Origin of the sequence: Paraburkholderia heleia NBRC 101817 (assembly GCF_000739775.1) — a bacterium.
Classification (GTDB): Bacteria; Pseudomonadota; Gammaproteobacteria; order Burkholderiales; family Burkholderiaceae; genus Paraburkholderia; species Paraburkholderia heleia.
In genome coordinates this window covers 222,207-248,227 of sequence record NZ_BBJH01000004.1, presented here as the reverse complement: position 1 = coordinate 248,227, position 26,021 = coordinate 222,207, and the positions used below count along the sequence as shown (strand labels likewise).

The 26,021-nt window shown below is 66.8% G+C and carries 26 protein-coding genes; 8 read left to right on the top strand and 18 right to left on the bottom strand.

Translation table 11 applies throughout. From position 1 onward, the window contains the following. Window positions 1–3: 3 nt before the first annotated feature. The 12 genes from BHE01S_RS04995 to BHE01S_RS04940 all read right to left on the bottom strand — a co-directional run bounded on the left by BHE01S_RS04995 (window position 4) and on the right by BHE01S_RS04940 (window position 9,934). The gene (locus BHE01S_RS04995) at window positions 4–1,065 is read right to left on the bottom strand and encodes a MucB/RseB C-terminal domain-containing protein (RefSeq protein WP_042261311.1); all 1,062 of its coding nucleotides are present in this window, start codon (window positions 1,063–1,065) and stop codon (window positions 4–6) included. 5 nt (window positions 1,066–1,070) lie between these two features. Continuing rightward, on the bottom strand, window positions 1,071–1,712 hold the full coding sequence (locus BHE01S_RS04990; RefSeq protein WP_042261310.1) for a sigma-E factor negative regulatory protein: 642 nt from the start codon (window positions 1,710–1,712) through the stop codon (window positions 1,071–1,073). 87 nt (window positions 1,713–1,799) lie between these two features. Further along, window positions 1,800–2,399, bottom strand: coding sequence for an RNA polymerase sigma factor RpoE (gene rpoE, locus BHE01S_RS04985; RefSeq protein ID WP_027795258.1), 600 nt, complete (start codon window positions 2,397–2,399; stop codon window positions 1,800–1,802). Between the two features lie 113 nt (window positions 2,400–2,512). Beyond that, on the bottom strand, window positions 2,513–2,926 hold the full coding sequence (locus tag BHE01S_RS04980) for a hypothetical protein (protein ID WP_245639640.1): 414 nt from the start codon (window positions 2,924–2,926) through the stop codon (window positions 2,513–2,515). An 80-nt stretch (window positions 2,927–3,006) separates the two neighbouring features. Further along, window positions 3,007–4,248, bottom strand: coding sequence for a beta-ketoacyl-ACP synthase II (gene fabF / locus BHE01S_RS04975; protein WP_042261205.1), 1,242 nt, complete (start codon window positions 4,246–4,248; stop codon window positions 3,007–3,009). 192 nt (window positions 4,249–4,440) lie between these two features. Then, complete coding sequence (gene acpP / locus BHE01S_RS04970) at window positions 4,441–4,680, bottom strand: acyl carrier protein (RefSeq protein ID WP_004197638.1); 240 nt, start codon at window positions 4,678–4,680, stop codon at window positions 4,441–4,443. Between the two features lie 167 nt (window positions 4,681–4,847). Further along, complete coding sequence (gene fabG, locus BHE01S_RS04965) at window positions 4,848–5,597, bottom strand: 3-oxoacyl-ACP reductase FabG (RefSeq protein WP_042261168.1); 750 nt, start codon at window positions 5,595–5,597, stop codon at window positions 4,848–4,850. Window positions 5,598–5,631: 34 nt separating this feature from the next. After that, window positions 5,632–6,570 carry an ACP S-malonyltransferase gene (gene fabD, locus BHE01S_RS04960; protein ID WP_042261167.1) on the bottom strand — a complete coding sequence of 313 codons (939 nt, stop codon included), beginning with the start codon at window positions 6,568–6,570 and terminating at the stop codon, window positions 5,632–5,634. Window positions 6,571–6,694: 124 nt separating this feature from the next. After that, window positions 6,695–7,684 (bottom strand): beta-ketoacyl-ACP synthase III, encoded by a 990-nt coding sequence (locus BHE01S_RS04955; RefSeq protein WP_042261165.1) that lies wholly within the window; start codon window positions 7,682–7,684, stop codon window positions 6,695–6,697. Beyond that, complete coding sequence (gene plsX, locus BHE01S_RS04950; RefSeq protein ID WP_042261163.1) at window positions 7,684–8,823, bottom strand: phosphate acyltransferase PlsX; 1,140 nt, start codon at window positions 8,821–8,823, stop codon at window positions 7,684–7,686. Before plsX ends, BHE01S_RS04955 begins: the two co-directional genes overlap by 1 nt. Window positions 8,824–8,978: 155 nt before the next feature. After that, on the bottom strand, window positions 8,979–9,158 hold the full coding sequence (gene rpmF / locus BHE01S_RS04945) for a 50S ribosomal protein L32 (protein ID WP_042261161.1): 180 nt from the start codon (window positions 9,156–9,158) through the stop codon (window positions 8,979–8,981). 134 nt (window positions 9,159–9,292) lie between these two features. After that, window positions 9,293–9,934 (bottom strand): DUF177 domain-containing protein, encoded by a 642-nt coding sequence (locus tag BHE01S_RS04940; protein WP_042261159.1) that lies wholly within the window; start codon window positions 9,932–9,934, stop codon window positions 9,293–9,295. 476 nt (window positions 9,935–10,410) lie between these two features. Between BHE01S_RS04940 and BHE01S_RS04935 the strand changes: the two genes are divergently transcribed. Beyond that, on the top strand, window positions 10,411–11,049 hold the full coding sequence (locus BHE01S_RS04935) for a Maf-like protein (RefSeq protein WP_042261158.1): 639 nt from the start codon (window positions 10,411–10,413) through the stop codon (window positions 11,047–11,049). After that, entirely contained in the window at window positions 11,046–11,777 is a 732-nt protein-coding gene (locus BHE01S_RS04930) for an SAM-dependent methyltransferase (protein ID WP_042261156.1), read from the top strand. Before BHE01S_RS04935 ends, BHE01S_RS04930 begins: the two co-directional genes overlap by 4 nt. A 100-nt stretch (window positions 11,778–11,877) precedes the next feature. On the opposite strand, the gene BHE01S_RS04925 is transcribed toward BHE01S_RS04930, so the two are convergent. The 4 genes from BHE01S_RS04925 to BHE01S_RS04910 are packed head-to-tail and all read right to left on the bottom strand — an operon-like array spanning window position 11,878 to window position 15,055. Then, the gene (locus BHE01S_RS04925; RefSeq protein WP_042261154.1) at window positions 11,878–12,882 is read right to left on the bottom strand and encodes a S49 family peptidase; all 1,005 of its coding nucleotides are present in this window, start codon (window positions 12,880–12,882) and stop codon (window positions 11,878–11,880) included. 35 nt (window positions 12,883–12,917) lie between these two features. After that, the gene (locus tag BHE01S_RS04920; RefSeq protein WP_042261152.1) at window positions 12,918–13,322 is read right to left on the bottom strand and encodes a Rieske (2Fe-2S) protein; all 405 of its coding nucleotides are present in this window, start codon (window positions 13,320–13,322) and stop codon (window positions 12,918–12,920) included. Continuing rightward, on the bottom strand, window positions 13,319–13,978 hold the full coding sequence (locus BHE01S_RS04915; protein WP_042261150.1) for an HAD-IIIA family hydrolase: 660 nt from the start codon (window positions 13,976–13,978) through the stop codon (window positions 13,319–13,321). Before BHE01S_RS04915 ends, BHE01S_RS04920 begins: the two co-directional genes overlap by 4 nt. 33 nt (window positions 13,979–14,011) lie before the next feature. Then, a complete protein-coding gene (locus BHE01S_RS04910; RefSeq protein ID WP_042261149.1) occupies window positions 14,012–15,055 on the bottom strand; it encodes an RluA family pseudouridine synthase in 1,044 nt (347 codons plus the stop codon). 882 nt (window positions 15,056–15,937) lie between these two features. Between BHE01S_RS04910 and BHE01S_RS04905 the strand changes: the two genes are divergently transcribed. The 6 genes from BHE01S_RS04905 to BHE01S_RS04880 all read left to right on the top strand — a co-directional run bounded on the left by BHE01S_RS04905 (window position 15,938) and on the right by BHE01S_RS04880 (window position 23,342). Next, window positions 15,938–19,165, top strand: a complete 3,228-nt coding sequence (locus tag BHE01S_RS04905; RefSeq protein ID WP_042261147.1) for an Rne/Rng family ribonuclease — start codon at window positions 15,938–15,940, stop codon at window positions 19,163–19,165. A 163-nt stretch (window positions 19,166–19,328) separates the two neighbouring features. Continuing rightward, entirely contained in the window at window positions 19,329–20,450 is a 1,122-nt protein-coding gene (moaA, locus tag BHE01S_RS04900; protein ID WP_042261145.1) for a GTP 3',8-cyclase MoaA, read from the top strand. Window positions 20,451–20,457: 7 nt separating this feature from the next. Continuing rightward, window positions 20,458–21,090 (top strand): molybdenum cofactor guanylyltransferase MobA, encoded by a 633-nt coding sequence (gene mobA / locus BHE01S_RS04895; protein ID WP_042261143.1) that lies wholly within the window; start codon window positions 20,458–20,460, stop codon window positions 21,088–21,090. A 107-nt stretch (window positions 21,091–21,197) separates the two neighbouring features. Further along, window positions 21,198–22,502, top strand: a complete 1,305-nt coding sequence (gene moeA, locus BHE01S_RS04890) for a molybdopterin molybdotransferase MoeA (protein WP_042261141.1) — start codon at window positions 21,198–21,200, stop codon at window positions 22,500–22,502. Window positions 22,503–22,569: 67 nt separating this feature from the next. Further along, window positions 22,570–22,845: a hypothetical protein gene (locus BHE01S_RS04885; RefSeq protein WP_028212919.1), complete on the top strand. Its 276-nt coding sequence runs from the start codon at window positions 22,570–22,572 to the stop codon at window positions 22,843–22,845. Beyond that, the gene (locus BHE01S_RS04880) at window positions 22,845–23,342 is read left to right on the top strand and encodes a GNAT family N-acetyltransferase (RefSeq protein ID WP_042261138.1); all 498 of its coding nucleotides are present in this window, start codon (window positions 22,845–22,847) and stop codon (window positions 23,340–23,342) included. Before BHE01S_RS04885 ends, BHE01S_RS04880 begins: the two co-directional genes overlap by 1 nt. Window positions 23,343–23,421: 79 nt before the next feature. Here BHE01S_RS04880 and rmuC read toward each other — a convergent pair whose 3' ends face one another. Further along, window positions 23,422–24,954 carry a DNA recombination protein RmuC gene (rmuC, locus tag BHE01S_RS04875; RefSeq protein ID WP_042261137.1) on the bottom strand — a complete coding sequence of 511 codons (1,533 nt, stop codon included), beginning with the start codon at window positions 24,952–24,954 and terminating at the stop codon, window positions 23,422–23,424. Beyond that, window positions 24,951–25,940: a 2-hydroxyacid dehydrogenase gene (locus BHE01S_RS04870; RefSeq protein ID WP_042261135.1), complete on the bottom strand. Its 990-nt coding sequence runs from the start codon at window positions 25,938–25,940 to the stop codon at window positions 24,951–24,953. The genes rmuC and BHE01S_RS04870 overlap by 4 nt, the downstream gene beginning before the upstream one ends. Window positions 25,941–26,021: the final 81 nt, after the last annotated feature.

Genomic DNA, 26,021 nt, shown 5'->3' with positions numbered 1-26,021 from the left:
GAGTTACCTGGGAGCCTTGTATTCTATGGCAGACGCAAACTGCTGCAACGTGGTCTGGGGCACTTCGCCAAGCAACGTGATGAAGTAGTCGCCGTTGCGCTTCACGAGCACGTGGGTCGCGCCGCTGCTGCCCGAGCCTTCCTTGCGGCTGTTGTTCTTGACCGGTTCGATAAACACGGAAAGCGTGGACAGTCCGTCGGAGAATACGGCTTGATCGACCGGAATGGGCGGATCGCTCGCGTCGCGCGCCGCCATCGGCCGGCGCACTTCGCGAATCTTCCGGAATCCAGGCGCGGTCTGGCCGAACGACCAGCCCTGCGCTTCGATGTCGACCGGCTGGAGCGGCGGGCGCACCACGTTCCAGCCCTCGATATTGCGCATGCCGTTCACGATAGGCGTCTTGTCGACGGGACCGCCGATGCGCACCTGTGTGAACGCGAGCTGCTGGAGCACCTGGCCGTTCGACGGGTCGAGCATCTGCGAACGCAGCAGCAGACCGGTTTTCGCGTCCGCCCACAGCTTGTAGGCGAAACGGAAATTGTCTTTCGGGTCGAGCTCGATCACCTGGCTGTCGAGGCCCGCCACCCGGTCGTTGGCGAGCATCTTCGGCTCGTAGACGCCCAGCACCTGTTCCCCGCTCGTGGACAGCAGCGCCGGGAAAGCGTCCTTGTTCTGGCGCTTTTCGACGACGAGCAGCTTGCGCTCGGGCACGAAGGTAAAGAGATCGTCGTTGTGGCGCAGCATCGTGCGCGGCTTGCCGTCGAGACTTTCGAGCTTTTCGAACTCGCCGTCCTGCTTCGAGGCGTAGTGCGTGATGCGCGAGGACTGCACGAACGCGCCGCGCTGATAGACGAAGGTGCCTTCGTAGTTTTGCTGCTGGGCGGCCTGCTGGATGCGGTCGAGCAACTGTGCCGCGCTCTGGCGCGTGGCGGCATCGGCCGTGGACGCGCCCTGCGCGCGGGCACGCGGGGCGACAGACAGAGCGGTGAACATCACGGCTGCGCAGCACAGGAATGCCGGCAACCGCCCCCAGATCGTCTTTTTATTCAACCGCAATGTCTGCATCAAACTTATTGGCCTTGCGTGGTGAGAGCGGCTGAGCGGATGTACGGCATGGAATCCGAAATGACCGGCTGCTGCGCGAACTGCTGATGCGCCTGGAGGTATTCGTCGAGCCGCGCGTCGCGGATGATGTTAGCGTCCTGAGCGCCCGCGACGGGCGCCGGCGGGGTGTTCATCGCCACGCGCTGCACGCCGTCGCCCTGCGGCTGTACAGCGGCGATTTGCGGCGCGCCGGCCATGCCCGCGCCGCGCATTTGCGGCATGACGATCCACGTGAGCGTGGCGGCCGCGGCGGCCACGGCCAGCGACGGCATCACGCGGCGGCGCAGCGCCAGAATGCGGCCCACGCGCTCATTGCGGCGAACCTGCGGCTGCGGCAGCGCGACGGGTGCGAGCAGATGCGGCTCCGCATCGAAGCGCGCCGCGAAACCCGTCATGAAGGCGTGGCTCGCGGCCTGACTGAGGGCCAGATCATCGGAACGCAGCACGTCGCCGATCAGGTGGTACTCCGACCAGGCTGCACGCCCTTCGCCGTCGAGTTCCAGAAAATTTCCGTTCAGATGCTCCTGCGCCGACGCTTCACCGTCGACGAAGGCGGACAGACGCTCGCCGCGCGAGCTTGATACCGATTGCATCGAGACCGAACCCATGATGCTCCCCATTCCCTAACAGACGTCCCTGTGACACCAACTCATTCTGGTGAATCGCGTCGCCGCCCGGGGCGAAGCTGGTTCTTCTTACCAGCGCTTGCCTTCCGGAGTGTCCAGCAGCGGACGCAATTTTGCCGCAATGGCTTCCCGAGCGCGGAAAATTCTCGATCTGACGGTGCCGATCGGGCACCCCATCATCTCGGCGATTTCCTCATAGCTTAGGCCTTCTATTTCCCGAAGCGTAATGGCGGTGCGCAACTCTTCCGGTAAAACCGCCATCGCAGCATTGACCGTCTGTGCGATCTGCTTGCTCATCAACATCGACTCGGGCGTATTGATATCCCTTAGTTGATCGGCGTCCGAGAAAGTTTCCGCTTCTTCAGCATCTGCCTCAGTCGAAGTTGGGGCGCGTCTTCCCTGGGTCGCAAGGTAGTTCTTCGCCGTATTGACAGCAATTCGGTACAACCACGTATAGAAAGCCGATTCGCCACGAAACTGCGGTAGTGCGCGGTAAGCCTTGATAAAGGCGTCCTGGGCCACGTCCTCGACCTCGGCGGGGTCCCGCACGAGGCGCGAGATCAGCCGGATGATCTTGCGGTGGTATTTCGAGACCAGAAGCTCGAACGCGGCCTTGTCGCCTTTTTGCACGCGCTCGACCAGAACCTGATCAATTTCTTTTTCGCTCACCTGAAAAATCCGTTAGCACATGAAGGAGACGTGGGGGCACCATTGTAGCGTCCCCGCCACGGTCTCACGTTACGCGAGTAACAGTGGTTACAAGCTTTACAGCGAAGGGAAGCTCAGCGACTGGCCGCGCTGCGCGCGCGCACGGCCAGCGTGCGAAAGGTTTCCGCCGGAATGGCGTCGGCGGCGACGAGAATCGTCGCGCGGCGTGCGCCCTGCTCCACGACGAGCGCGAGCAGCCATGCGCCCCACTGCGACGCGCCGGCGAGCCGCCCAGCCGCGAGGCAGGCGCCATCGCGCGAATATGCCGCGAGAAAATCTGACCCGATTTCGAGGAAGGCCGGTTGCTTGCGTCGCCACGCCGCAGCCGCAAGACCGCCGGTCGCGAGGAACGCCAGCGTGACCGGCAAGGCCTGCCAGGCGCCGAACCCGGGTGCGAGCGTCGTGTAGACGGCCGCCGCGGCCACGCTCAAACCCGCGGCAACGAGCAGTTGCAGCGCAAGCGACAGCCGCAGGGAAACAAGCGGCACGCCCGCGCGCCGCGAGGGGAAAGCAGGAGGAACGCGGCCGGCCGAAGCATCCGGCGCGGCCGCTGTCTCGTCGTGCGGGATCAAGCGTGACGCTTGAAGACGAGCGTGCCGTTGGTGCCGCCGAACCCGAACGAGTTCTTCAGCGCGACGTCGATCTTCATGTCCCGCGCGGTGTTCGCGCAGTAGTCCAGGTCGCATGCCGGATCCTGGTTGAAGATGTTGATCGTCGGCGGCGACACCTGGTTGTGCACGGCGAGCACCGTGAACACCGACTCGAGGCCGCCTGCGCCACCCAGCAGGTGGCCCGTCATCGACTTGGTCGAGTTCACGACGATGTCCTTCGCATGATCGCCGAAGGCGCGCTTGATCGCCGTCGTTTCCGCGAGGTCGCCGAGCGGCGTGGACGTGCCGTGCGCGTTCAGCCAGTTCACTTCGTTCGTGTTGATGCCCGCGTTCTTCATCGCGGCGATCATGCAGCGGCGCGCACCGTCGCCGTCTTCCAGCGGCGCGGTCATGTGATACGCATCGCCGCTCATGCCGTAGCCGCCGATTTCCGCATAGATCTTCGCGCCGCGCGCCTTCGCGTGTTCGTACTCTTCGAGCACCATCACGCCCGCGCCTTCGCCGAGCACGAAGCCGTCACGGTCCTTGTCCCACGGACGGCTGGCCGTCGCCGGATCGTCGTTGCGCTGCGAGAGCGCGCGCGCCGCCGCGAAGCCGCCGATGCCGAGCGGCGAGACGGTCGATTCCGCGCCGCCCGCGATCATCACGTCGCAGTCGCCGTATTCGATCAGACGCGACGCTTCGCCGATGCAGTGCAGGCCGGTCGTGCAAGCCGTGACCATCGCCAGATTCGGGCCCTTGAGGCCGTACTTGATCGACAGGTGACCCGAGATCATGTTGATGATCGAGGCAGGCACGAAGAACGGCGAGATGCGGCGCGGACCGCGGTTGAGCAATTCGGTTTGCGTGACTTCGATCATCGGCAGGCCGCCGATGCCCGAGCCGACGTTCACGCCGATCCGTTCCGCGTTCGCTTCGGTGACTTCGAGACCGCTGTCCTGGATCGCCTGCATGCCCGCCGCGATGCCGTAATGGATGAACGTATCCATATGGCGCGCTTCTTTCGCCGGCATGTAGTCTTCGACGTTGAAGCCCTTCACTTCGCCGGCAAAGCGGGTCGAGAAGTTCGTCGCGTCGAACTTCGTGATGTTGGCGATGCCGGACTTCCCGGCGACCAGATTGGCCCAGCCGTCGGCAACATTATTGCCAACAGGCGAAATCAGCCCCAGGCCTGTAACAACAACTCGACGACGGCTCACGGTAACCCCTTATCCATAGATGACAAAAACAAAAGCCACAGAGGCCACAGGAAATGCTCCTGTGAGCCCTGTGGCTAGTTGACCGGCAGATGCCCCGCAGCGCGTGCGGCAGGCGTATGCGGTTTCACGGCCGAGCGTCCTCGCGGGCCGCCAGCGCGCATGCGATGCGCGGCCCAGACGGGAATCTGGCGCTTAGGCCTTGACGTTCGCGCGCGCGTAGTCGATCGCTTGCTGAACCGTCGTGATCTTCTCGGCTTCCTCGTCCGGGATTTCCATGCCGAACTCGTCTTCGAGAGCCATGACCAGTTCGACCGTGTCGAGCGAGTCGGCGCCCAGATCGTTCACGAACGAAGCTTCGTTCTTGATTTCCGCTTCGGCGACGCCCAGTTGCTCGGCGACGATCTTCTTGACGCGCTGTTCGATGTTGTCCATTACCCCTCCAAGGGAAAAAAGTTAGCTCATGAATGCGAGTGCGCGCATTTTATCAGGTTTGACCTGGCTGAAAAGCGGCGCTCAAGGTTCCGGAAGGCTATCCGCGACGGCGCTTGCGCAATGTTTTGCATCAAGCGCATCAAGGCGCGGATAGTACCTGAATCCGGTTAAGACATATACATGCCGCCGTTCACGTGCAACGTCGCGCCCGTGATGTAGGCCGCCTGCGGCGACGCGAGGAACGCGACCGCATGCGCGATGTCGTCCGGGCTGCCGAGGCGGCCCAGCGGAATCTGCTGCTTGAGCGCGGCTTGCTGCTCCGCCGGCAGGTCCTTCGTCATGTCGGTATCGATGAAACCGGGCGCGACGCAGTTCACAGTAATGCCGCGGCTGCCGATCTCGCGTGCGAGTGCGCGCGTCATGCCCGCCACGCCGGCCTTGGCGGCGGCGTAGTTGGCCTGGCCCGGGTTGCCCGACGAGCCCACCACCGAGGTGATGTTGATGATGCGGCCCGTGCGCGCCTTCATCATCGGGCGCAGCACGGCGCGCGAGAGGCGGAACACCGACTTCAGGTTGGTGTCGATGACCGAGTCCCACTCGTCGTCCTTCATGCGCATCGCCAGGTTGTCCTGCGTGATGCCGGCGTTATTGACGAGGATCGCCAGGCCGCCGAATTCCTTGACCGTGGCGTCGATGAGCGCTTCCGCCGCAGCGGCGTCGTTCACGTTGAGCACGGCGCCGCGGCCCTTCAGGCCCGCTGCTTCGAAAGCGGCCGAGATGGCCTGCGCGCCGGCTTCGCTCGTTGCCGTGCCGATCACCGTCGCGCCCTGGCGCGCCAGTTCCAGCGCGATCGCGCGGCCGATGCCGCGGGTGGCGCCGGTCACGATCGCGGCTTGATTGTCGAGAGTCTTTTCCATCGTTTGAATCCGTTAGCTGTGGTGGCGTACGCGCTCAGGCCTTCAGAAGCGCGAGCGCCTCGTCGAGCGACTTCGGATCGAGCACCGAGGCGCCGACCAGGTTGCCGTCGATGCGCCTCGTGAGGCCCGCAAGCACCTTGCCCGGACCGCATTCGACCACGTGCGTCGCGCCTTGCGCCGCGATGGCCTGCACGCACTCGACCCAGCGCACGGCGCCCGCGGCCTGGCGCACGAGCGCGTCGCGGATCTTTGCGGGGTCGGTTTCGAATGCCACGTCGACGTTGTTCACCACGGGAATCTGCGGCGCGTTCAGCGTGACGTTCGCGAGGTACTCGCGCAGCTGATCCGAGGCGGGCTTGAGCAGCGACGAGTGGAACGGCGCCGAAACCGGCAGCGGCAGCGCGCGCTTGGCGCCCTTCGCCCTGGCGATTTCGCAGGCCTTTTCGACCGCGCCCTTGTGGCCCGCGATCACGACTTGCGCCGGCGCGTTGAAGTTCACGGCTTCGACCACGCCGCCGCTCGCGGCTGCGGCCTCCGCGCAGACTGCGCGCACGGTGTCGTCGTCGAGACCGAGCACGGCGGCCATGCCGCCCTCGCCCACCGGCACCGCGCTTTGCATCGCCTGCGCGCGAAAGCGCACGAGCGGCACGGCGTCGCGAAACGCGAGCACGCCGGCGGCGACGAGCGCCGTGTATTCGCCGAGGCTGTGGCCCGCGACGATGGCAGGCAGCGGGCCGCCCGCCTGCTGCCACGCGCGATAAACGGCATAGGCGGCGGTGAGCATGACCGGCTGCGTGTTAGTGGTGAGATTGAGTTCTTCGGCGGGGCCTTCGGCGATCAGCTTGCCGAGGTCCTGGTCCAGCGCGTCGGACGCTTCCTGCAGCGTCTCGCGCACGATGGCGTGATCGGCGAAGGCGTCGAGCATGCCGACGGCCTGCGAGCCTTGTCCGGGAAAAACGAACGCGAATTTCATAACGTCCCCAAATTCGATCAATACGGGTGGGCAATGCACCCGGATGAACCGCCGCCGGCTGCGCGCAACATGCACGTCGCGCGCAGAAACCGGCTGCGGGAGCGCGGGAGCCCGCTCAGGATGCCTAGAAGCGGATGACGGAGGCGCCCCAGGTGAAGCCGCCGCCCACGCCTTCGATCAACACGTTCTGGCCGCGCTTGATGCGGCCGTCGCGCACCGCGACGTCGAAGGCGAGCGGAATCGAGGCCGCCGAGGTGTTGCCATGCTCGCCCACCGTCACCACCATGCGTTCGGCGGGCAGACCGAGCTTGCGGCAGGTGCCTTGCATGATGCGGATGTTGGCCTGGTGCGGAATCAGCCAGTCGATCTGGTCGGCGCTGAGCTGCGCCTTGTCGAGCGCCTCGTTCGCGACCTTTTCGAGCACGTTCACGGCGAGCTTGAACACGGCCTGGCCGTCCATGTACAGGAACGCGTTGCCGGCGACCACGCCGCCGTTCACGTTGCCCGGCGTGCACAGGATGTGCGCGTAGCTGCCGTCTGCGTGCAGCGCGCTCGAAAGCACGCCCGGTTCGCTCGACGCCTGCAGCACGATCGCACCTGCGCCGTCGCCGAACAGCACACAGGTGGTGCGATCGTTGAAGTCGAGAATACGCGAAAAGGTTTCCGCGCCGACCACGAGCGCCGTGCGATGCTGGCCGCCGCGGATCAGGCTGTCGGCCACCGCAACGGCGTACGCGAAGCCCGAGCACACGGCCTGCACGTCGAAAGCCGCGCCGTGATTGCGGATGCCGAGCTTGTTCTGCAAGAGGCAGGCCGTGCTCGGAAAGACGAAATCGGGCGTGGAAGTGGCGACGATGATGAGGTCGATCGACTGCGGATCGACGTCGGCGGCCGCGATCGCACGCTGCGACGCGGCAAGCGCGAGATCGCTCGTCGTGACGTCGGGCGCGGCGAAGTGGCGCGCGTGAATGCCCGTGCGGGCCACGATCCATTCGTCGCTCGTCTCGACGCCTTTCGCGGCGAGCCGTTCGGCCAGTTGCTGGTTGGTGACGCGATCAGGCGGAAGGTAGCTGCCCGTGCCGATCACGCGGGAATAGAGAGTCGATTGAGCCATTATGCCTTCGAGGATGATGCGGCGCCGGGCGGTACCTCGCCCGCTGCCTGGCTGGGCGCGCTGGTAGCCTGCCCCGCCTGCGCGGCTTGCACGTTCGGGGCGCCGCCGGGCTCGTCTGCCGCCTGTTCGAGCGAACCGGCGTTTTCTTCCATGGCGTGCGAAAGGCGCTCCAGCACGCCATTTTTGACGGCATCATACCCGCGATTGATCGCACACTCAAACGCATAGGCATCGGCCGAGCCGTGGCTCTTGATGACGAGACTCTTCAAGCCAAGCAGCGCCGCGCCGTTGTACTGCCGATGGTCCACACGCTTCTTGAAGCGCATGAGCACGGGCAGCGCGGCGATCGCCATGAGCCTCGTGAGCCACGAGCGGCCGAACTCTTCCTTGATCATGTCGTTGAGCATCTGCGCGAGGCCCTCCGACGTCTTGAGCGCGACATTCCCAACGAAACCGTCACAGACGATGACGTCGACGGTGCCCTTGTAAATGTCGTTGCCTTCGACGTTGCCGCGGAAGTTCAGCGTGCTCGCGCGCAGGAGCTCGCCCGCGCGCTTGATGGTGTCGTTGCCCTTGATGACTTCTTCGCCGATATTCAGGAGCCCGATGGTTGGGCGATCCTTGCCCTCGAGCGCCGCGACGAGCGCGTGGCCCATCTCCGCGAATTGCAGCAGGTGCTGCGGTTCGCAGTCGACGTTGGCGCCGAGGTCGAGCATCGTGGTGTAACCGCGCGGGTTCGGCAGCGCGAAGGCGATGGCCGGGCGTTCGATGCCGGGCAACGTCTTGAGCACGTAGCGCGAAACGGCCATCAGTGCACCGGTGTTGCCGGCCGAGATGCAGGCCTGTGCCTCGCCCTCTTTCACGCGATTGAGCGCGACGCGCATCGACGAATCTTTTTTCTTGCGCAGGGCGACTTCGACCGGATCGTCCATTTCGACGACCTCGGTGGCGGGCACGACGGTCAGCGCAGGATGGTTCGCCGCCTTCAGCTTCTTCAACTGGGCGCGAACCGCCGACTCGATTCCCACGAGCATGAGATGCGCGTCGGGGTGCGAGCGGACGAAATGGACTGCGGCAGGCACCGTCACAGACGGGCCGTGGTCGCCTCCCATGCAATCTATCGTGAGCGTAACAGTCATGGAATGCGACGGATTTCAGGCACAAAAAAGCGGCAGTTGAATGCCGCCTTTTTTGCCGAGCCGAAATATGGTCAAGCGAACGGAATCGTCAGATGCGGCACCAGGTCATCGACACTGCGCGACACTGCGCGACACCGCGCCGCACGCTGAAACGATTAGTCGTTCTTGGTCTTGACGACTTTCTTGCCGCGGTAGTAGCCGTTCGGGCTGATGTGGTGACGCAGATGCACTTCACCCGTGCCCGGCTCGACGGCCAGCGGCGCGCCCGTGAGGAAATCGTGCGAGCGGTGCATACCGCGCTTCGACGGCGACTTCTTGTTTTGTTGAACTGCCATGATAACTCCTGAAAATTTTCCGAATTCTAACACAGCCCGATCCGGCCGCCGCCACCCTGGGGGGATAGCCGGACTCCGGGCTCAGGCCCACGCGTCGGGTACTGCCTGCCCCACGCAGCCGCCCAAGGCTTGCCTTAGTGCTTGCTGCCAGGACCGTCCTTCTTGAGCGATTCGAGCGCCGCAAACGGGTTGACGCGCTCTTCCGGCTCGACTTCCTGCTCCGGCACGTCGTCCACGGAGTCCACGCCCTCCGCGCCGTCGGGACCCGAGGCGAGGCTTTCGTGAATCTCCGGACAGACCTCGTGCTTCGGCACCAGCGGCAGCGAGAGCAACAGCTCCTCTTCGATCAAGTCGACGAGATCGAAATGGCGCGAGCCCACGATCACTTCGACTTCATCGTCGTCGAGCGGAAACTCGTCCGCCTCTTCTTCCGTCTGGACGATACGGAAGGTCGCATCCGCATTGAATGCCTGCTCGTAAGGAGCGAGGCACCGCTGGCACGTGAGCCACGCGCCACCGTGAACAGCCAGCCGCAGGTATGGCTGCGGCCCTTCGGTGCCGTTGTCCTGCAATTCCTGCTGCGTAAAGCCCGCAGCCTGCCAGGTGAACGCGGTGTCGCGATCTGGCGCCTCGGCCGGGACTTCGTTTAACATGCGCGGCAGTTGCGAGACGCGCACGACGCCCGCCGCCTCGCGCTCGCTGCGCGCAAATTCGAAGATATCGAAGTCGCGCGGGTTCAGTTCGGCGCCAGCAGGCTTGCCGGAATGTTCGATCATGCGCTCTCTCCCGCTTCAAGGCTTGGGCGGCCGGCGAGCGATGCGCGAAAGCCGTTGGCGGCTTGCAGCAATTCCGCTCGTGCCGGCCCGCAATGGTCTCCGCATTGGTCAATATCGACCCGCGCTTGCCTACGTTCGCCATCTTGCCTACATTCGCCATCGACACGCCGCTGCCGGCAAGTTTTTTGAGCCGTGACGCCGCAAGATCCGAACGCCCGCACAAGACGTGCGACGAGAGCATACCGATGAAAAGCCCAAAATCATATCGCCTTTATCTTTGCGAGTCAAACACTTAAGCTCGCATACGCAAGTTGTCTGTGCGAGCGCGGTTTTCGGGAGCCTCCGGCGACGTTTTGCGGGATATCCACCCCGTTTTCGACGAAAAATCCACCCGAAAATCGCCAAGCCATAGCCGTCTTTTCTCCCGTCACCTTCGCAGCTACACATTCGCAGCCGCTTTCCTACCCCGATCGAACATGCAGGATTCTCCCTCGCACGCCCCGCGCACGGGCCGCCCCGCCCTCGTCCTCGCCTCCAGCTCGCGCTACCGGCGCGAGTTGCTCGAGCGTCTGCGCATTCCTTTCGACACGGCCGCGCCCGCCGTCGACGAAACGCCGCACCCCGGCGAAACGCCCGAGGCAACGGCGCTGCGCCTCGCTGCTGCGAAGGCCCGCGCCGTGGCCGCCGCCCTGCCCGCGGGCGCCGCGCGCACGCTCGTGATCGGCTCCGATCAGGTCGCCACCTTCGACGGCCGCCAGATCGGCAAGCCCGGCACGCATGCACGCGCGCTCGAGCAACTGCAGGCCATGCGCGGCCGCGAAGTGCTGTTCCATAGTGCCCTGAGCGTGCTCGACACCGCGACTGGCCAAACGGATACCGTCGATGTCGTCACGAAAGTGCGCTTTCGCGACCTGCCCGACGCCGCGCTCGACGCCTATCTGCGCGCCGAGACGCCTTACGACTGCGCGGGCAGCGCGAAATCGGAGGGACTCGGCATCGCGCTGCTCGACGCGATCGAATCGGACGACCCCACCGCCCTGATTGGCCTGCCGCTCATCGCGCTCACGCGCATGCTGCTTGCGGCGGGCTATCCGCTGCTGGAGACACGAGCATGACGAATGGAGCAAAGGGCACCCTCTATCTGATCCCCAACACGCTGGGCGACGGTGACGACGCCGCGCTCAACGCCGTCCTGCCCACGCCCGTGCGCGAACGCGCGGGCGCGCTCGCAAGCTACATCGGCGAAAACGCGAAGACCACGCGCGCCTTTCTCAAGCGCGTGGGCACGACGCGTCCGATCCAGGAAATCGAAATCCGCGAACTCAACGTCAACACGCCCGCAGGCGAGGTCGACAAGCTGCTTGCACCGCTGCTTGCGGGCATCGACACGGGGCTCGTTTCCGAGGCGGGCGTGCCCGCAGTCGCCGATCCGGGCGCGCTGCTCGTGCGGCGCGCGCACGAGCGCGGCATCAAGGTCGTGCCGCTCGTGGGCCCGAGCTCGATTCTGCTCGCGTTGATGGCGTCGGGCCTGAACGGCCAGAGCTTCGCGTTTCACGGCTACCTGCCCGTCGACGCGAACGAGCGCGTGAAGAAGCTGCGCGATCTGGAGCAGGTCTCGCGCAAGAGCAAGCAGACACAGATCTTCATCGAGACGCCCTATCGCAACCGCGCGCTGCTCGACGCGCTGCTCGCGACCTGCGCGCCCTCCACGCTCGTGTGCGTCGCCGCCGATCTCACGCTGCCCACCGAGACGATCGTGAGCCGCGCCGTGTCCGACTGGAAGAACAAGCCCGCGCCCGAACTGCACAAGCGGCCGGCGATCTTCCTGCTGCTCGCGCACTGAACGGCCTTCGGCATGCAAAAAGAAACATGGCCGCCGCGCAACCATCGCGCAGCGGCCAATTTTTCTATGGCGCGACGGGAAGCTGACGCACCGCCGCCGCTCAGTGCACCGACACCTTGCCGCCCATCAGCAGCGAATGCACGGCCGCCGAGCCGATGTTCGCGCCCACTCGCTTCGCCACGCGATCGGTGAGGCTCTGCTTGACCGTGTAATCGACGACGTCCGGCGCCTTGATGATTTCGCGCGCCACGTAATCGGTGTCGCCGTAGCCATCCGCGAGACCGAGCTCCACGCTCTTCTGACCGGTCCAGAACAGCCCCGAGAAGATATCCGGCGAATCCTTCAGACGTTTGCCGCGGCCAGCCTTCACGGCGTCGATGAACTGCTGGTGGATCTGATCGAGCATCTCCTGGGCGTGCGCGTCCATTTTCGGCGTGTCGGGCGAGAAGGGATCGAAGAAACCCTTGTTTTCGCCCGAGGTGCGCAGGCGCCGCTGGATGCCGAGCTTGTCCATGAGGCCGGTGAAGCCGAAACCGTCCATCAGCACGCCGATCGAGCCCACGATGCTCGCCTTGTTGACATAGATCTTGTCGGCGGCCGCCGCGACGTAATAGCCACCCGAAGCGCACATGTCGCCCACCACGACGTACAGCGGGACTGCCGGGTACTTGATGCGCAGACGGCGGATCTCGTCGTTGATGATGCCGGCCTGCACCGGGCTGCCGCCGGGGCTGTCGATGTGCAGGACCACGCCTGCCGTGCCGTCGTCGTCGAAGGCGCTGTCCAGCGCGCTGATGATGTCGTCGGCGTTCGCCTGGGTGTCGGAGCCGATTTCTCCCTCGAGCGAAACCAGCGCCGTGTGACGCCCTTCACTCTCCACGCGCGCGCCCGAGAGGTCGAGGATCGCCCACGCGATCACCACGAACACGGCTAGAAACGCGAAGCGAAAGAAGATGCGCCAGCGACGCGCCGCACGCTGCTCGGTGATGGCCGCGAGCGCGATGCGTTCGAGCGCCTCGCGCTCCCAGCCAGGCGCGGGGGCGCCGCGGTCTGACGAAGCGCCGCGGGGGGCTTCGTTCGAATCAGGGGTCGGATTGTCGGACATGCGAGCGGGGGTCGAAAGGGATCGAAGGTCGGAGGTCAGGTTGGGGTCGGACGCAATGCGTCGTCCGGCAGCCAGAATACCGCACGCCCCTCGGGCGTGTCGCGTTCCTCGACTCGCACGGGGCGCAAACGCCCGCCACGGCATGGGCCGCCCACGCACTTGCCCGTGTCGGGCTGGTAGATCGCGCCGTGCGTGGCGCACATCAGATAGAGCCCCGACGACTCGAAGAACTGGCCCTCGACCCAGTCGAGTTCCATCGGCACGTGCGCGCAGCGGTTCAGGTAGCCGTACACCTCGCCGCCGTAGCGCACGAAGAACACCACGGCGTCGCCGCCCGCATAGGTCGCGTTCATGCGCCGCCCCGCGCCGCCTTCGGCAAGTTCATCGGCCGCGCAGACGCGCACCGGCTCGAGCGTCGCGGCCCCGGGCGCCGCGCTCATGCGTTCTCCCGCAGCCAGCCTGCGAGCGCGGCCACGTCCGGCGCGACGAAGCGCGGCTCGAGCTTTTCGAGGGCGCCGGACGCATGCGCGCCATACGCCACGCCGATGCCCGCCGCGCCCGCGTTGATCGCCATCTGCAGATCGTGCGTCGTGTCGCCGATCATCACCGTACGGCCCAGATCCTGCCCCAGTTCGCGCGTAAGCTCTTGAAGCATGGCCGGATGCGGCTTCGAGAAGGTTTCGTCGGCGCAGCGCGTGCCGTCGAAGAGGCTCGTGAGCCGCGAATCCGCCAGCGCGCGGTTCAGCCCCACGCGGCTCTTGCCTGTCGCCACGGCGAGCAGGTAGCCGGTGTCGCGCAGTTCCGCGAGCATCTCGCGCACGCCGGCGAACAGCTCGGTCTGCTGGTCCTTCAGCAAATAATGGATGCGATAGCGCTCGACGAGGCGCGGGTAGTCGGCCGGATCGAGCGTGGGCGCGGCAATCTGCAGCGCCTCGCGCAAGCCGAGGCCGATCACGTAGCTCGCCGCCTCGTCGCCGGGCACGGGCAGGCCGAGATCGCGGCATGCCGCCTGGATGCTGCGCGTGATATGGGCGGTCGAGTCCATCAGGGTGCCGTCCCAGTCGAACACAATCAGGTCAAATAACTCTCGAGCCATGCAGGACTTCTCCAAACGCTGTCAGATTCGGTGTCATTCGGGACGGGCCGCGTCAGGTCGGGCCGCGTCAGCCGCCGCGCCTTCCTCGCGCTGCGCGCGCAGCGCGTCGACGAAGCTGCGGCAGTCCGCCGGCAACGGCGCCTCGAACTGCAAAGGGGCGCCTGTAATCGGATGAGCGAGCTTCAGCCGGTACGCATGCAGAAACATCCGCTTGATGCCCGGCCGCGCGCCCGTGCGCGCGAGGTCCTTGTTGAGCGCGAAGTCGCCGTACTTGGCGTCGCCGACGATCGGCAGGCCGAGGTGAGCGAGGTGCACGCGGATCTGGTGCGTGCGGCCCGTCTTCAGTTCGGCTTCGAGAAGCGCGTAGCCCGGCCAGCGCTCGACGAGATTGAACACCGTATGCGAGGGCAAGCCGTCCGGCTGAACCCGCACACGGCGCTCGCCTTCCGGGGTCAGGTACTTGTGAAGCGGCTCCTTCACAATGCGCCGACGGCCCCAGTCGCTCGCCCATTCGCCATGGACGCAGGCGAAATAGCGCTTGTCGGTCTGGTTATCGCGCATCTGCGCATGCAGGCCCACGAGGGCGGCGCGCTTCTTGGCGAGCATCAGCACGCCCGACGTTTCGCGGTCGAGCCGGTGGACCAGCTCGAGAAACTTGCCCTGCGGGCGCGCCTCGCGCAGCTGCTCGATCACGCCGAACGCCACGCCGCTGCCGCCGTGCACGGCCACGCCGGCGGGCTTGTCGATGACGAGCAGCGCGTCGTCCTCGTAGATGACGGGAAACTGGGCCGCCGGCACGGGCGCAGCGCCGGCCGGCGCGCTCGATTGCGACGTGCGGATCGGCGGCACGCGCACGATGTCGCCTTCCGCGAGCCGATACTGCGCATCGATCCGACCCTTGTTTACGCGCACTTCCCCGCTGCGCAAAATGCGATAGATGTGGCTTTTCGGCACGCCCTTGCAGACGCGCACGAGAAAGTTGTCGATGCGCTGACCGGCCGCGCCCTCGTCGATTTCGACGAACGAAACCTGGTCGCTTGCGACCTGATTCTGGGATGTTTTGCCTAACCCTTTCATTCTGAATATAATTTGCCCAGCGCCGACGCAACGGTAGGCCGAATGGCCCAGGCCAGACAGCCCAATGTCCTGCGAACCCCAAGAGGGTTATCCTGGACTTGGACCACGCGGCGAGCGCAGGCTGCAAGCGATAAACGGTTATTTTACTTGCGCCCGGGGCTGGTTGCTCACCCCGCTTGATGAGAAGCAACGAGTTGCACGCACGGATCACCACTCCGGCAGGGACGGCGCCCACAGGCACGTTCGGTCAGGAGCGGCTCCGCCGGTAACGGAACATTGGTATAAAGAATTTATCCGGCGCGTCCCGCCGCGCGGTCGAAGTGGCCGCCGCAGGAGGCGCTGGTGGCGAAAATACGGCGAGCGCCCGAAGCGTCCCGGCAACGTGCGGGACATGGCGACGTCAAAAGCGGCGAGACACCCCGAGGGGGAAGACGGGCGTTGTTCCTGAAAAGCTTCCCGTGCGCGGCCCGGATTGAATCTGGACGCCGCGAACCTGATCCAGTCGCAAGCGCGCGCGGTTCGCCGCTGCGGCCGGCGTCTGTCACGGCCAGTGCGATGTGCACACGATGAGCCCAACCATCGGCACGCTCATGGCCTCGGCAGGCAGGTGAACTGGAAGCGCAGGAAAACGTTGCCGTCGCGAACCCGCGGCATGTCTCTTCGCTTCTTGAAGACGTATTTCGCATGTGCCCACGCGGCCCCGTCCACGGCAATGCAACGCCGGACCGGCGCCCAGAAAAGGCAATTCTCCCCGCCATCGTTCCCGCTCCAGCGTGCTTGTGACAACACAATAAGGCGCGGCTCGCCGCTGCCCGCACCGTGCTGCCTGGCGTCGCCGCCGCGCACCGTGCGGTTCGCGCGCGAACGCACTGGAGTCGTTCAATGAAACGAATGCTGTTCAACGCGACACAGCAGGAAGAACTGCGTGTCGCCATCGTCGATGGACAGAAGCTCATCGACATCGACATCGAAACCGCCGGGCGCGAACAGCGCAAAGGCAACATCTACAAGGGGATCGTCACCCGCATCGAGCCTTCGCTCGAGGCATGTTTCGTCAACTACGGCGAAGACCGCCACGGCTTCCTGCCGTTCAAGGAAGTCGCGCGCCAGTACTTCCGCGAAGGCATCGACATGCGCGGCGCGCGCATTCAGGACGCCCTCAAGGAAGGCCAGGAGCTGATCGTCCAGGTCGAGAAGGAAGAGCGCGGCAACAAGGGCGCCGCCCTCACCACGTTCATCTCGCTCGCCGGCCGCTACCTCGTCCTCATGCCGAACAACCCGCGCGGCGGCGGCGTATCGCGCCGCATCGAGGGCGACGACCGTCAGGAACTGCGCGAAACCATGGCGCAGCTGCAACTGCCGGACGGCATGAGCATCATCGCGCGCACGGCCGGCATCGGCCGCTCCGCCGAAGAGCTCCAGTGGGACCTGAACTACCTGCTGCAACTGTGGCGCGCCATCGAAGCTGCGTCGCAGGCCGGCCAGTCCGGTCAGCCCATGCTGATCTACCTGGAATCGAGCCTCGTCATTCGCGCGATCCGCGACTACTTCCAGCCCGACATCGGCGAAATCCTCATCGACACCACCGAGATCTATGACCAGGCGCGCGCCTTCATGGATATCGTGATGCCGGACAATGTCAATAAGGTGAAGCGGTATCACGACGACGTGCCGCTTTTCTCGCGTTTCCAGATCGAGCACCAGATCGAGACGGCGTATTCGCGCACGGTGCCGCTGCCCTCGGGCGGCGCGATCGTGATCGACCACACCGAGGCGCTCGTCGCCATCGACGTGAACTCGGCGCGCGCCACCAAGGGCGCCGACATCGAGGAAACCGCCGCGCGCACGAACCTCGAAGCCGCCGACGAAGTGGCGCGCCAGCTGCGCTTGCGCGACCTCGGCGGCCTGATCGTGATCGACTTCATCGACATGGAGTCGGCCAAGAGCCAGCGCGAAGTCGAGCAGCGCCTGAAAGACGCGCTGCGCCACGACCGCGCCCGCGTCCAGATGGGCAAGATCTCGCGCTTCGGCCTCATGGAGCTGTCGCGCCAGCGCCTGCGCCCCGCCCTCTCGGAAGGCAGCCACGTGACCTGCCCGCGCTGTAACGGCACGGGTCATATCCGCGATACGGAATCGTCGGCGCTTCAGGTCCTGCGCATCATCCAGGAAGAGGCGATGAAGGAAAACACCGCGGCAATTCATTGCCAGGTGCCGGTCGAAGTCACCGCCTTCCTGCTCAACGAAAAGCGCTCGGAAATCAACAAGATCGAGTCGCGCTTCAAGGTCGCCGTCGTTCTGATCCCGAACAAGCACCTCGAAACGCCGCACTACAAGCTCGAGCGCCTGCGTCACGACGATGCGCGCCTCGACGACCCGCGCGCCTCGTGGAAGATGGCCGAGGAAGCGGCTCGCGAACTCGAGTCGGAAACCGGCTACAGCAAGCGCACCGCCGAAGCCAAGCCCAAGCAGGAAGCCGCGGTGAAGGGCATCACGCCGGAGCGTCCGGCGCCGAGCGCGCCGGTCAAGCCGGCCGAAACCGCGCCCGTCGCAGCGCAGACGGCCGTCACGCCCGCGGGCGGCGGCTTCTTTGGCTGGGTCAAGCGCCTCTTCGGCGGCGCACCGGCTGCGGCGCCCACGCCGGCACCGGTCGCGCAACCCGAAAAGACCGCCCGTCCGACCCGCGAAGCGCGTACCGAGCGCGGTGAGAAGCCCGGCGGCGGCGAGCGCAACCGCAATCGCCGTTCCGGCGGCCGCGACGCGGCAGGCCGCGGCGAAAGCGCAGGCGGCGCCCGTACTGGTCAACCGGCCGGCCGCCGGGAGGAACGCGAGCCGCGCGAACAGCGTGAGCCGCGTGAAGCCCGCGAAGGCCGTGGTGCCCGCGAGCCGCGAGAGCCGCGTGAACAACGCGAACCGCGCGAGCAGCGTGAAACCCGCGAACCGCGCGCCGAACGCGAACAGCGCATCGAACGCGTCGAGCGCGGCCAGGAACGTAGCGACGTAACGGCGGAAGCCGGCGCCGCACGTGGCGAGCGCCGCGAGCGTGGTGAACGCGGCGAGCGCGGCGAACGCGGCGAACGCAATGAGTCGCGCCGCCGTCAGCAAGCCGAGGCCGCCGAAGCCCAGGAAGCGCGTCTTGATGCCGCATCGGCAGGCGCTGAAGGCGTCGAAGCGCCGCAAACGGAAGAACTGCCCGAAGGCGTGAGCTTCGGTGCCGACGAAGAAGGCGCCCCGCGCGAAGGCGAAGAACGCCGCCGCCGCCGCCGCGGCCGCCGTGGCGGTCGCCGCGAGCGCGAAACGGAAGCAGCAGGCCTCACGCCGGGTGCGGACGCACCGGAAGGCGAAGAGCAAGCCGCACCCGCTCAACCGGCGATCGAGCAGCCTGCCGTTGCCGCGCAAGTGCATGAAGCATCGGCTGCAGAAGCGCGCACCGAAGCGGCTGTCGACACTGTCGTGACCGCGCTGCCGGCCGCAGCCGTCCTCGCCGAAGCCGGGCACGCGCCCGCCGCCGTGACGACGACGCAGGTCGAAACCGTCGCGCCCGCTGCAGAGCCAGCGCCGGCACCTGCCGAAGCCGCACCGGCGAGCGTCGAAACCGCGCACGTAGTCGAGCCGAAGGCCGGGGAACCTGTGGCACCCGCCGAACCTGTCGCTCCTGTGGCGCCTGCCGCAGCGGAAGAACCTGTCGCGCCGGCAGCCCCTGTCGAGCCGATCCAGGTCGAAGCGCAGCCTGTCGTGCGGGAAGACCGCGTCGAAGCGCCACGGACCGAGGCGCCCGTAGCAGCGGCAGCAGCGCCCGCCGCTCAACCGGAACCGGCGCAAGAGGCGGTAGCCGCCGCTCCCGCGGTCGTCGCGATCACCGAGCCGGCCGCGACGCATCCGGCCCCGGTGGCAACGGCAGCGCCCACGGCTGCGACTGCCGCAGACACGCTGCGCCCGATGCTGGAATCGGCGGGTCTCGTCTGGGTCAATACGGACGCCGACAAGCTGCGCGCCGCGCAGCAAGCCGCCGCGCAACTGGTGAAGCCCGCGCGCGCGCCGCGCGAGCGCAAACCCCTGCCGCCGGTCGACAGCACGCCGATGCAGCAGGTCGAAACCACGCGCCAGCCGTAAGCGCAGCAAGCGCAACTGTCCGCGCGCCGGACCTCGAGTCTGGCGCGCCCCGAAAAAGCCCGCCCCACCCGGCGGGCTTTTTTTTGATATATCAGCGTTCTCCCTCGTCTGTCGGTGCGCGCCGGTTCGGCTAAAATCGAACCAACGCGAGAACGAAGAGACCATGACACGACGCATCATCCCTGTTGCCGACGTTCGATCGCTGCCGCCCGAATTGCCCAGGCCGGCCGCGGGAACCGTACGCGCGCCATCCGGCGCGGTCTTCGACGCGCTCGCCAGACCCCTGCGCGACCTGCGCATCTCCGTCACGGACCGCTGCAATTTCCGCTGCGTGTACTGCATGCCGCGAGCGGTGTTCGACAAGGACTATCCGTTTTTGCCCCATTCCGCGTTGCTTTCGCTCGAAGAAATCGAGCGGCTCGCGCGGCTTTTCGTCGCGCATGGCGTCACCAAGATCCGCCTCACGGGCGGTGAGCCGCTGCTGCGCAAGAACATCGAATTCCTGATCGAGCGCCTCGCCGCGCTGCGCACGCCCGAAGGCGAGCCGCTCGACATCACGCTCACCACCAATGGCTCGCTGCTTGCCCGCAAGGCGCGCGCCCTGCGCGACGCGGGCCTCACACGCGTGACGGTGAGCCTCGACGCCCTCGACGACGCCCTCTTTCGCCGCATGAACGACGCCGACTTCGCGGTGGCCGACGTGCTCGACGGCATTGCGGCGGCACAAACCGTGGGGCTCGCGCCGATCAAGGTCAACATGGTCGTCAAGCGCGGCACGAACGACGGCGAGATCGTGCCGCTCGCGCGGCACTTCCGCGGCACGGGCGTAACGCTGCGCTTCATCGAGTACATGGACGTGGGCACCTCGAACGGCTGGAACATGGCCGAAGTGCTGCCGTCGGCCGAGGTCGTCGCCCGCATTGCCGAGCACTGGCCGCTCGAGCCGCTCGAGCCCCACACCGCCGCCGAAACGGCGCAACGCTGGGGCTATGCGGACGGCGCGGGCGAGATCGGCGCGATCTCCAGCGTGACGCGCGCGTTCTGCGGCGACTGCACGCGCGCGCGCCTTTCGACCGAAGGCAAGCTGTATCTGTGCCTCTTCGCCTCGATGGGTTACGACCTGCGCGCGCTGTTGCGCAACGGCGCCACCGACACGGCAATCTCCGGCGCCATCGCGCAGATATGGGAAGGCCGCGCCGACCGCTATTCGCAGCTGCGCGGCAGCGCGCAGGCGCCGGCGGCCTCCGATGAGCGCCGCATCGAAATGTCCTATATCGGCGGCTGAGCAGCCCATGACGCCGACGAGCGCCAACCCCATTGCCACCGCGTCGATCACGGGCCTCGTGCTCGCGGGCGGCCGCGGCCAGCGCATGGGCGGCGCGGACAAGGGCTTGCAGATGCTGCACGGCAAACCGCTCGCCGCGCACGTGCTCGCGCGGCTCGCGCCGCAAGTCGGCGTCCTCTCGATCAGCGCGAACCGCAACGGCGACGCTTATGCGGCACTCGGCGCGCCATGGCGCGCGAGCGTACTCGCCGATACGCTGCCCGACTTTCCGGGCCCGCTCGCGGGGCTTCTGGCCGGATTGCGCGCGGCGCAAACGGAATGGCTCCTCACCGCGCCCTGCGACTCGCCGTGGCTGCCAGCCGACCTCGCCGAGCGCCTCGCCCATGCCGCGCTCACCGAGCACGCCGACATCGTCACTGCGACCACCACGAATGCCGCCGGCGAGGTCTCGTTGCATCCTGTCTTCGCACTCGTACGCACCTCGCTGGCCGACGACCTCGCCGCCTTCCTCTGCGCCGGCGAGCGCAAGGTGCGTGCGTGGTACGCGCGCCACACGGCCGCCGAAGTCGCCTTTGCCGACGAACGTGCGTTTTACAATATCAATTCCTTACAGGAACTGGCCGAACTCGAACGCGCCTGAATTGCAGTCGGGCGCCACCCGGCCAGCCGCCGTCCCCGGCACGCGGCCGGCACGCCCGCCTGGACGATCGCCGCACACGCCGTGCGGATGCGACGCTTCCTCATTCGATGACCACGCTTAACCATCCCTCCGGCAGCGCCGGCTGCATCAGCCAGTACGATCCGCAAGCTTTGCCCGTCAGCGCCGCGCAGGCCATCGTGCTGCAGTGGGCGACGCCTCTTGCGGCGAGCGAACGCGTACCGCTGCGTGAGGCACTGGCGCGTGTGCTGGCCGAAGACGTGATTTCGCCGATCGACGTCCCCGCGCACGACAACGCCGCGATGGACGGCTACGCGTTCGACGCCGCGGCGCTGGCCGCTGCCTCCGGCAGCGTCTCGCTCACCGTGTGCGGCAAGGCTTTCGCCGGTCACGCCTACATGGGTGAAGTTGCCGCCCATGCGTGCGTGCGCATCATGACCGGCGCGCCGATGCCCGTGGGCTGCGACACCGTCGTGCCGCAAGAGCAGGTGTCCATGCAGGGCGACGTCATCGCTTTCGAAGCGCTCGCCGTCACGCGCGGCGCGAACACGCGCCGCAAGGGCGAAGATCTCGCGCGCGCAGGCGTCGCGCTCGCAGCCGGCCGCGTGCTGCGCGCATCCGACATTGGCTTGCTGGCCTCGCTCGGACTCGTCGAGGCGAACGTGAAGCAGCGCCTGCGGGTAGCCTACTTCTCGACCGGCGACGAATTGCGCTCGCCAGGCGAGCCGCTCGAGCCCGGCTGCATCTACGACAGCAACCGCTACGTACTCGGCGCGATGCTCCAGCGCCTGAACGTCGAGGCGATCGACCTGGGCCTCGTGCGCGACGACCCCGCGGCGCTCGCCGCCACGCTGAAACTCGCTGCCGAAACCGCCGATGTCGTGCTAACCTCCGGCGGCGTCTCGGTCGGCGAAGCCGATTTCACGCGCACCCAGTTGCAAACGCTCGGCGACGTCTCGTTCTGGGGCCTCGCCATGCGCCCCGGCCGCCCGCTTGCGTTCGGCCGCATCTGGTCGGGCGGACGCCCGGGCGCCGGCCGCGCGGCGCTCCTGTTCGGCCTGCCCGGCAACCCGGTCGCGACGATGGTCTCGTTCTACCAGATCGTGCGTCCCGCTCTCATGGCGATGGCGGGCGCGCAAGCGCAGTCCGTACCGCTCGTGCCGGCGCTGAGCGATCAGCCGATCAAGAAGCGCGCGGGCCGCACGGAATTCCAGCGCGGCCTCGCGCGCCGCGACGCCAGCGGCCAATGGCGCGTCGCGCCGACGGGCTCGCAAAGCTCGGGCGCGCTCAGCACGATGAGCGAGGCGAACTGCTTCATCGTGCTCGCCCATGAAGCCGGCGATCTCGATGCCGGCGACGCCGTCGACATCATGCTGTTCGATGGACTCGTCTAGCGCGGCGGCGCCTCAGAGGCCATCGAACCCAACCACACGTCCACACCTGCATAACAGACCGACTACTATGAAAAAACAGATCTCGTTCATCGCTGCGGGCCAGACCGCCAAGGCGCTCATCCTCGTGTACCTGACCTTCAGCGTGCCGATCGTGCTGCTCGGCGTGCTCGTGGCGTTCGTGCGCTACGGCTCGGTCGAACTCTCGACCATCTTCAGCGCGCTGCTGCTCAACGCGATCGTCGGCTTCATCCTGCTGTGGATCGCCTGCCACGCCTACAACTGGGTAGCCTCGCGCTTCGGCGGCATCGAGATCCATCTCTCCGACGTGCCCGAGGAAGCGTGATGGCCGCGACGATCCGCGCCGCCACGGCCGCCGACGTCGGCGCGATGCACGCGCTGATGTACGAGCTCGCCGAGTTCGAGAAGCTCACGCATCTGTTCACGGGCACGGCCGGCGGCCTCGCCGACGCCCTGTTCGGCACGCGCCCCGCCGCCGAAGCGCTGGTGGCGGAAGACGCCGGCCGCATCGTCGGCTACGCGCTCTTCTTCCACAACTACTCGACGTTCCTGAGCCGCCGCGGTCTTTATCTCGAAGACCTCTACGTGCAGCCGTCGCAGCGCGGCACCGGCCTCGGCACGGCGATGCTGCGCGCGCTCGCGGCGATCGCCGTCGAACGCGGCTGCGCCCGCTTCGAGTGGACCGTGCTCGACTGGAACACGCCGGCCATCGGCTTCTATGAAAAGCTCGGCGCGACCGTGCTGCCCGACTGGCGCGTCGTGCGCATGACCGGCGACGCGCTCGACAAGCTCGCCGCGCCCGGTGCAACGATGATCGGCTGAGCAAACGCACCGCGTACGCTCGAATGAAAGCGGGCCGCCTGGATCAGGCGGCCCGCTTTCTTTTAGCATGCAGGTCGAGTCACTCGTCGCCGAATCCCGCTTCGCTTTCTGCTTCGCCGCTACCGTTACGCGGCGCATCGCCGAGGAGATTCGCAGCGGCCTCGCCCGGCAGCGCCTCGACGTCGCGCAGCTTGCGGTTCATCGCGCGCGTGCGCACCTGCGCCGCCTCGATGGAACGCGTGAGCGTTTCGAGCTGCGACTTCGTGCGCGCGAGCACGTCGCCGAACTTGCCGAACTCGGTCTTCACCGCGCCCAGCACCTGCCACACCTCGCTCGAGCGCCGCTCGATCGCGAGCGTGCGGAAGCCCATCTGCAGGCTGTTGAGGAGCGCCGTGAGCGTGGTCGGCCCCGCCACGCTCACGCGGTAGTCGCGCTGCAGGACGTCGGTCAAGCCCGGGCGGCGCAGGATTTCGGCGTAAAGTCCTTCGGTCGGCAGGAACAGCAGCGCGAAATCGGTCGTGTGCGGCGGCGCGATGTACTTCTCGGCGATCGTGCGAGCCTCCGCGCGGATACGCAATTCGAGCGCGCGCCCGGCCTCCTCGATCGCGAGGACGTCCGCACGCTCCTGCGCATCGACGAGACGCTCGTAGTCTTCGCGCGGAAATTTGGCGTCGATCGGCAGCCAGACCGGCTCGCCTTGCTCCGCGCCGCCCACGCCGCGTCCCGGCAGGCGAATCGCGAATTCCACGCGCTCCGTGCTCCTCGGCACCGTTGCGACGTTCTTCGCGTACTGCTCGGGCGTCAGCATCTGTTCGAGCAGTGCTTCGAGCTGCACTTCGCCCCAGGTGCCGCGCGTCTTCACGTTGGTGAGCACCTTCTTCAGGTCGCCCACGCCCGCGGCCAGCGTCTGCATCTCGCCGAGCCCGCGATGCACCTGCTCGAGCCGATCGGAAACGAGCTTGAACGATTCGCCAAGGCGCTGTTCGAGCGTGGCGTGCAGCTTCTCGTCGACCGTGCGGCGCATTTCCTCGAGCTTCGCGGCGTTGTTCGCTTCGATGTCCTTGAGGCGCTGCTCGAGCGTCGCGCGTACTTCGGCGAAGCGCCGGTCGTTGACTTCGGTGAGTTGCCCGAGCTGCTGCGTGAGCAACGCGCCGAAGTGGCGCAGCGCGGCGCCCTGCTCGTCGCGTGCCTGCTGGGCCTGCAGATGCAGGCTCTGGCGCACGGCGTCCAGCTGCTGCGTGTTGGCCGCCGTGAGCTTGGCGAGCTGCTGTGCGAAACCGTCGATCTGGCTGTTCTGCACGGTCGCGATGCTGCCGAGCTGCGCCGCCAGCGCCTGCTGCACCTGCGCGAAGCCGCCGCCGAACTCGCTGCGCGAGCTCTGCGCCGTGCGTGCGATCTCGTTGCGCAGTTCGCGCTCGATGCGCTCGGCTGCGCGCGCCTGCGTATCCGTCGAGGCGGCGAGGCGGTCGCTCAGTTGATCGAGCGCGTCCAGCGTGGCCTGCGCGTCGGCGTCGCCATGGTCTTGACGCGCGCGCAGCAACGCCACGAGCGTCACGGCAAACGCGATTGCGAGCGCAACGATCGCCAGCGACAGGACGGCGAGCGCACTCATGTACGCGCTTGCCCCAGCACGGCGGGGTTGATCGGATTGGGCGGCTGCCCGGCGCGCGGCCCCTCGCCGAGCGCGGCGATGAGGTTGTCGGCGGCGAGGTTCGCCATGGCGCGGCGCGTGGCTTCGCTCGCACTCGCGATGTGCGGCGTCAGCACGACGTTCTCCACTTCGAGCAACGCCGGATGCACGCGAGGCTCGCCCTCGAACACGTCGAGGCCCGCCGCCGCGATCTGGCGCGTGCGCAGCGCGTGCGCGAGCGCCGCGTCGTCGACGATGCCGCCGCGCGCGATGTTGGTGAGCGTGGCGGTGGGTTTCATCAGCGCGAGTTCCGCTGCGCCGATCGTGTGATGGTTCTGCGCCGTGTACGGCAGCACGAGCACGACGTGATCGGCCTGCCTGAGCAGCGCTTCCTTCGACAGATATTCGGCGTTCAGCTCGCGCTCGATCTCGGGCGCGACGCGCGACCGGTTGTGATACACCACGCGCATGTCGAAGCCGCGCGCGCGGCGCGCGAGCGCCTGGCCGATACGGCCCATGCCGATCACGCCGAGCGTGGTGCCATGAATGTCCGTGCCGAGAAACGCGTCGAACGACCACTTGTCCCACTTGCCGGCGCGCAGGAAGTGCTCCGATTCCGTCACGCGGCGAGCGGCCGCCATCATCAGCGCCCAGCCGAAGTCGGCTGTGGTTTCGTTGAGCACGTCGGGCGTGTTGGTGCCGAGCACGTTGGCCGCGTTCAAAGCGGCCATGTCGAAGTTGTTATAGCCCACGGCCATGTTCGACACCACGCGCAAGCGCGGCGCGGCGGCGAGCGCGGCGGCGCCGATCGGGTCGCCCGCGGTGAGCGCGCCGTCCTTGTCGGCGAGACGCTGGTGCAGCGCCTCGGGCGCAAGCGCCTCGCCGTTGTTCCAGTCCACCTCGAAATACTGCTTGAGCCGATCGATCACGTCGGAAAAGATCGGGCGCGCCACGAGAATCTTTTGCATCGTTGCTCTCCACACTTCAGTCGATGTCCGTCATTGTTGCGCGTGACGGGGCGCTCAGGGAAAACAGGAACGCAAGTGTCC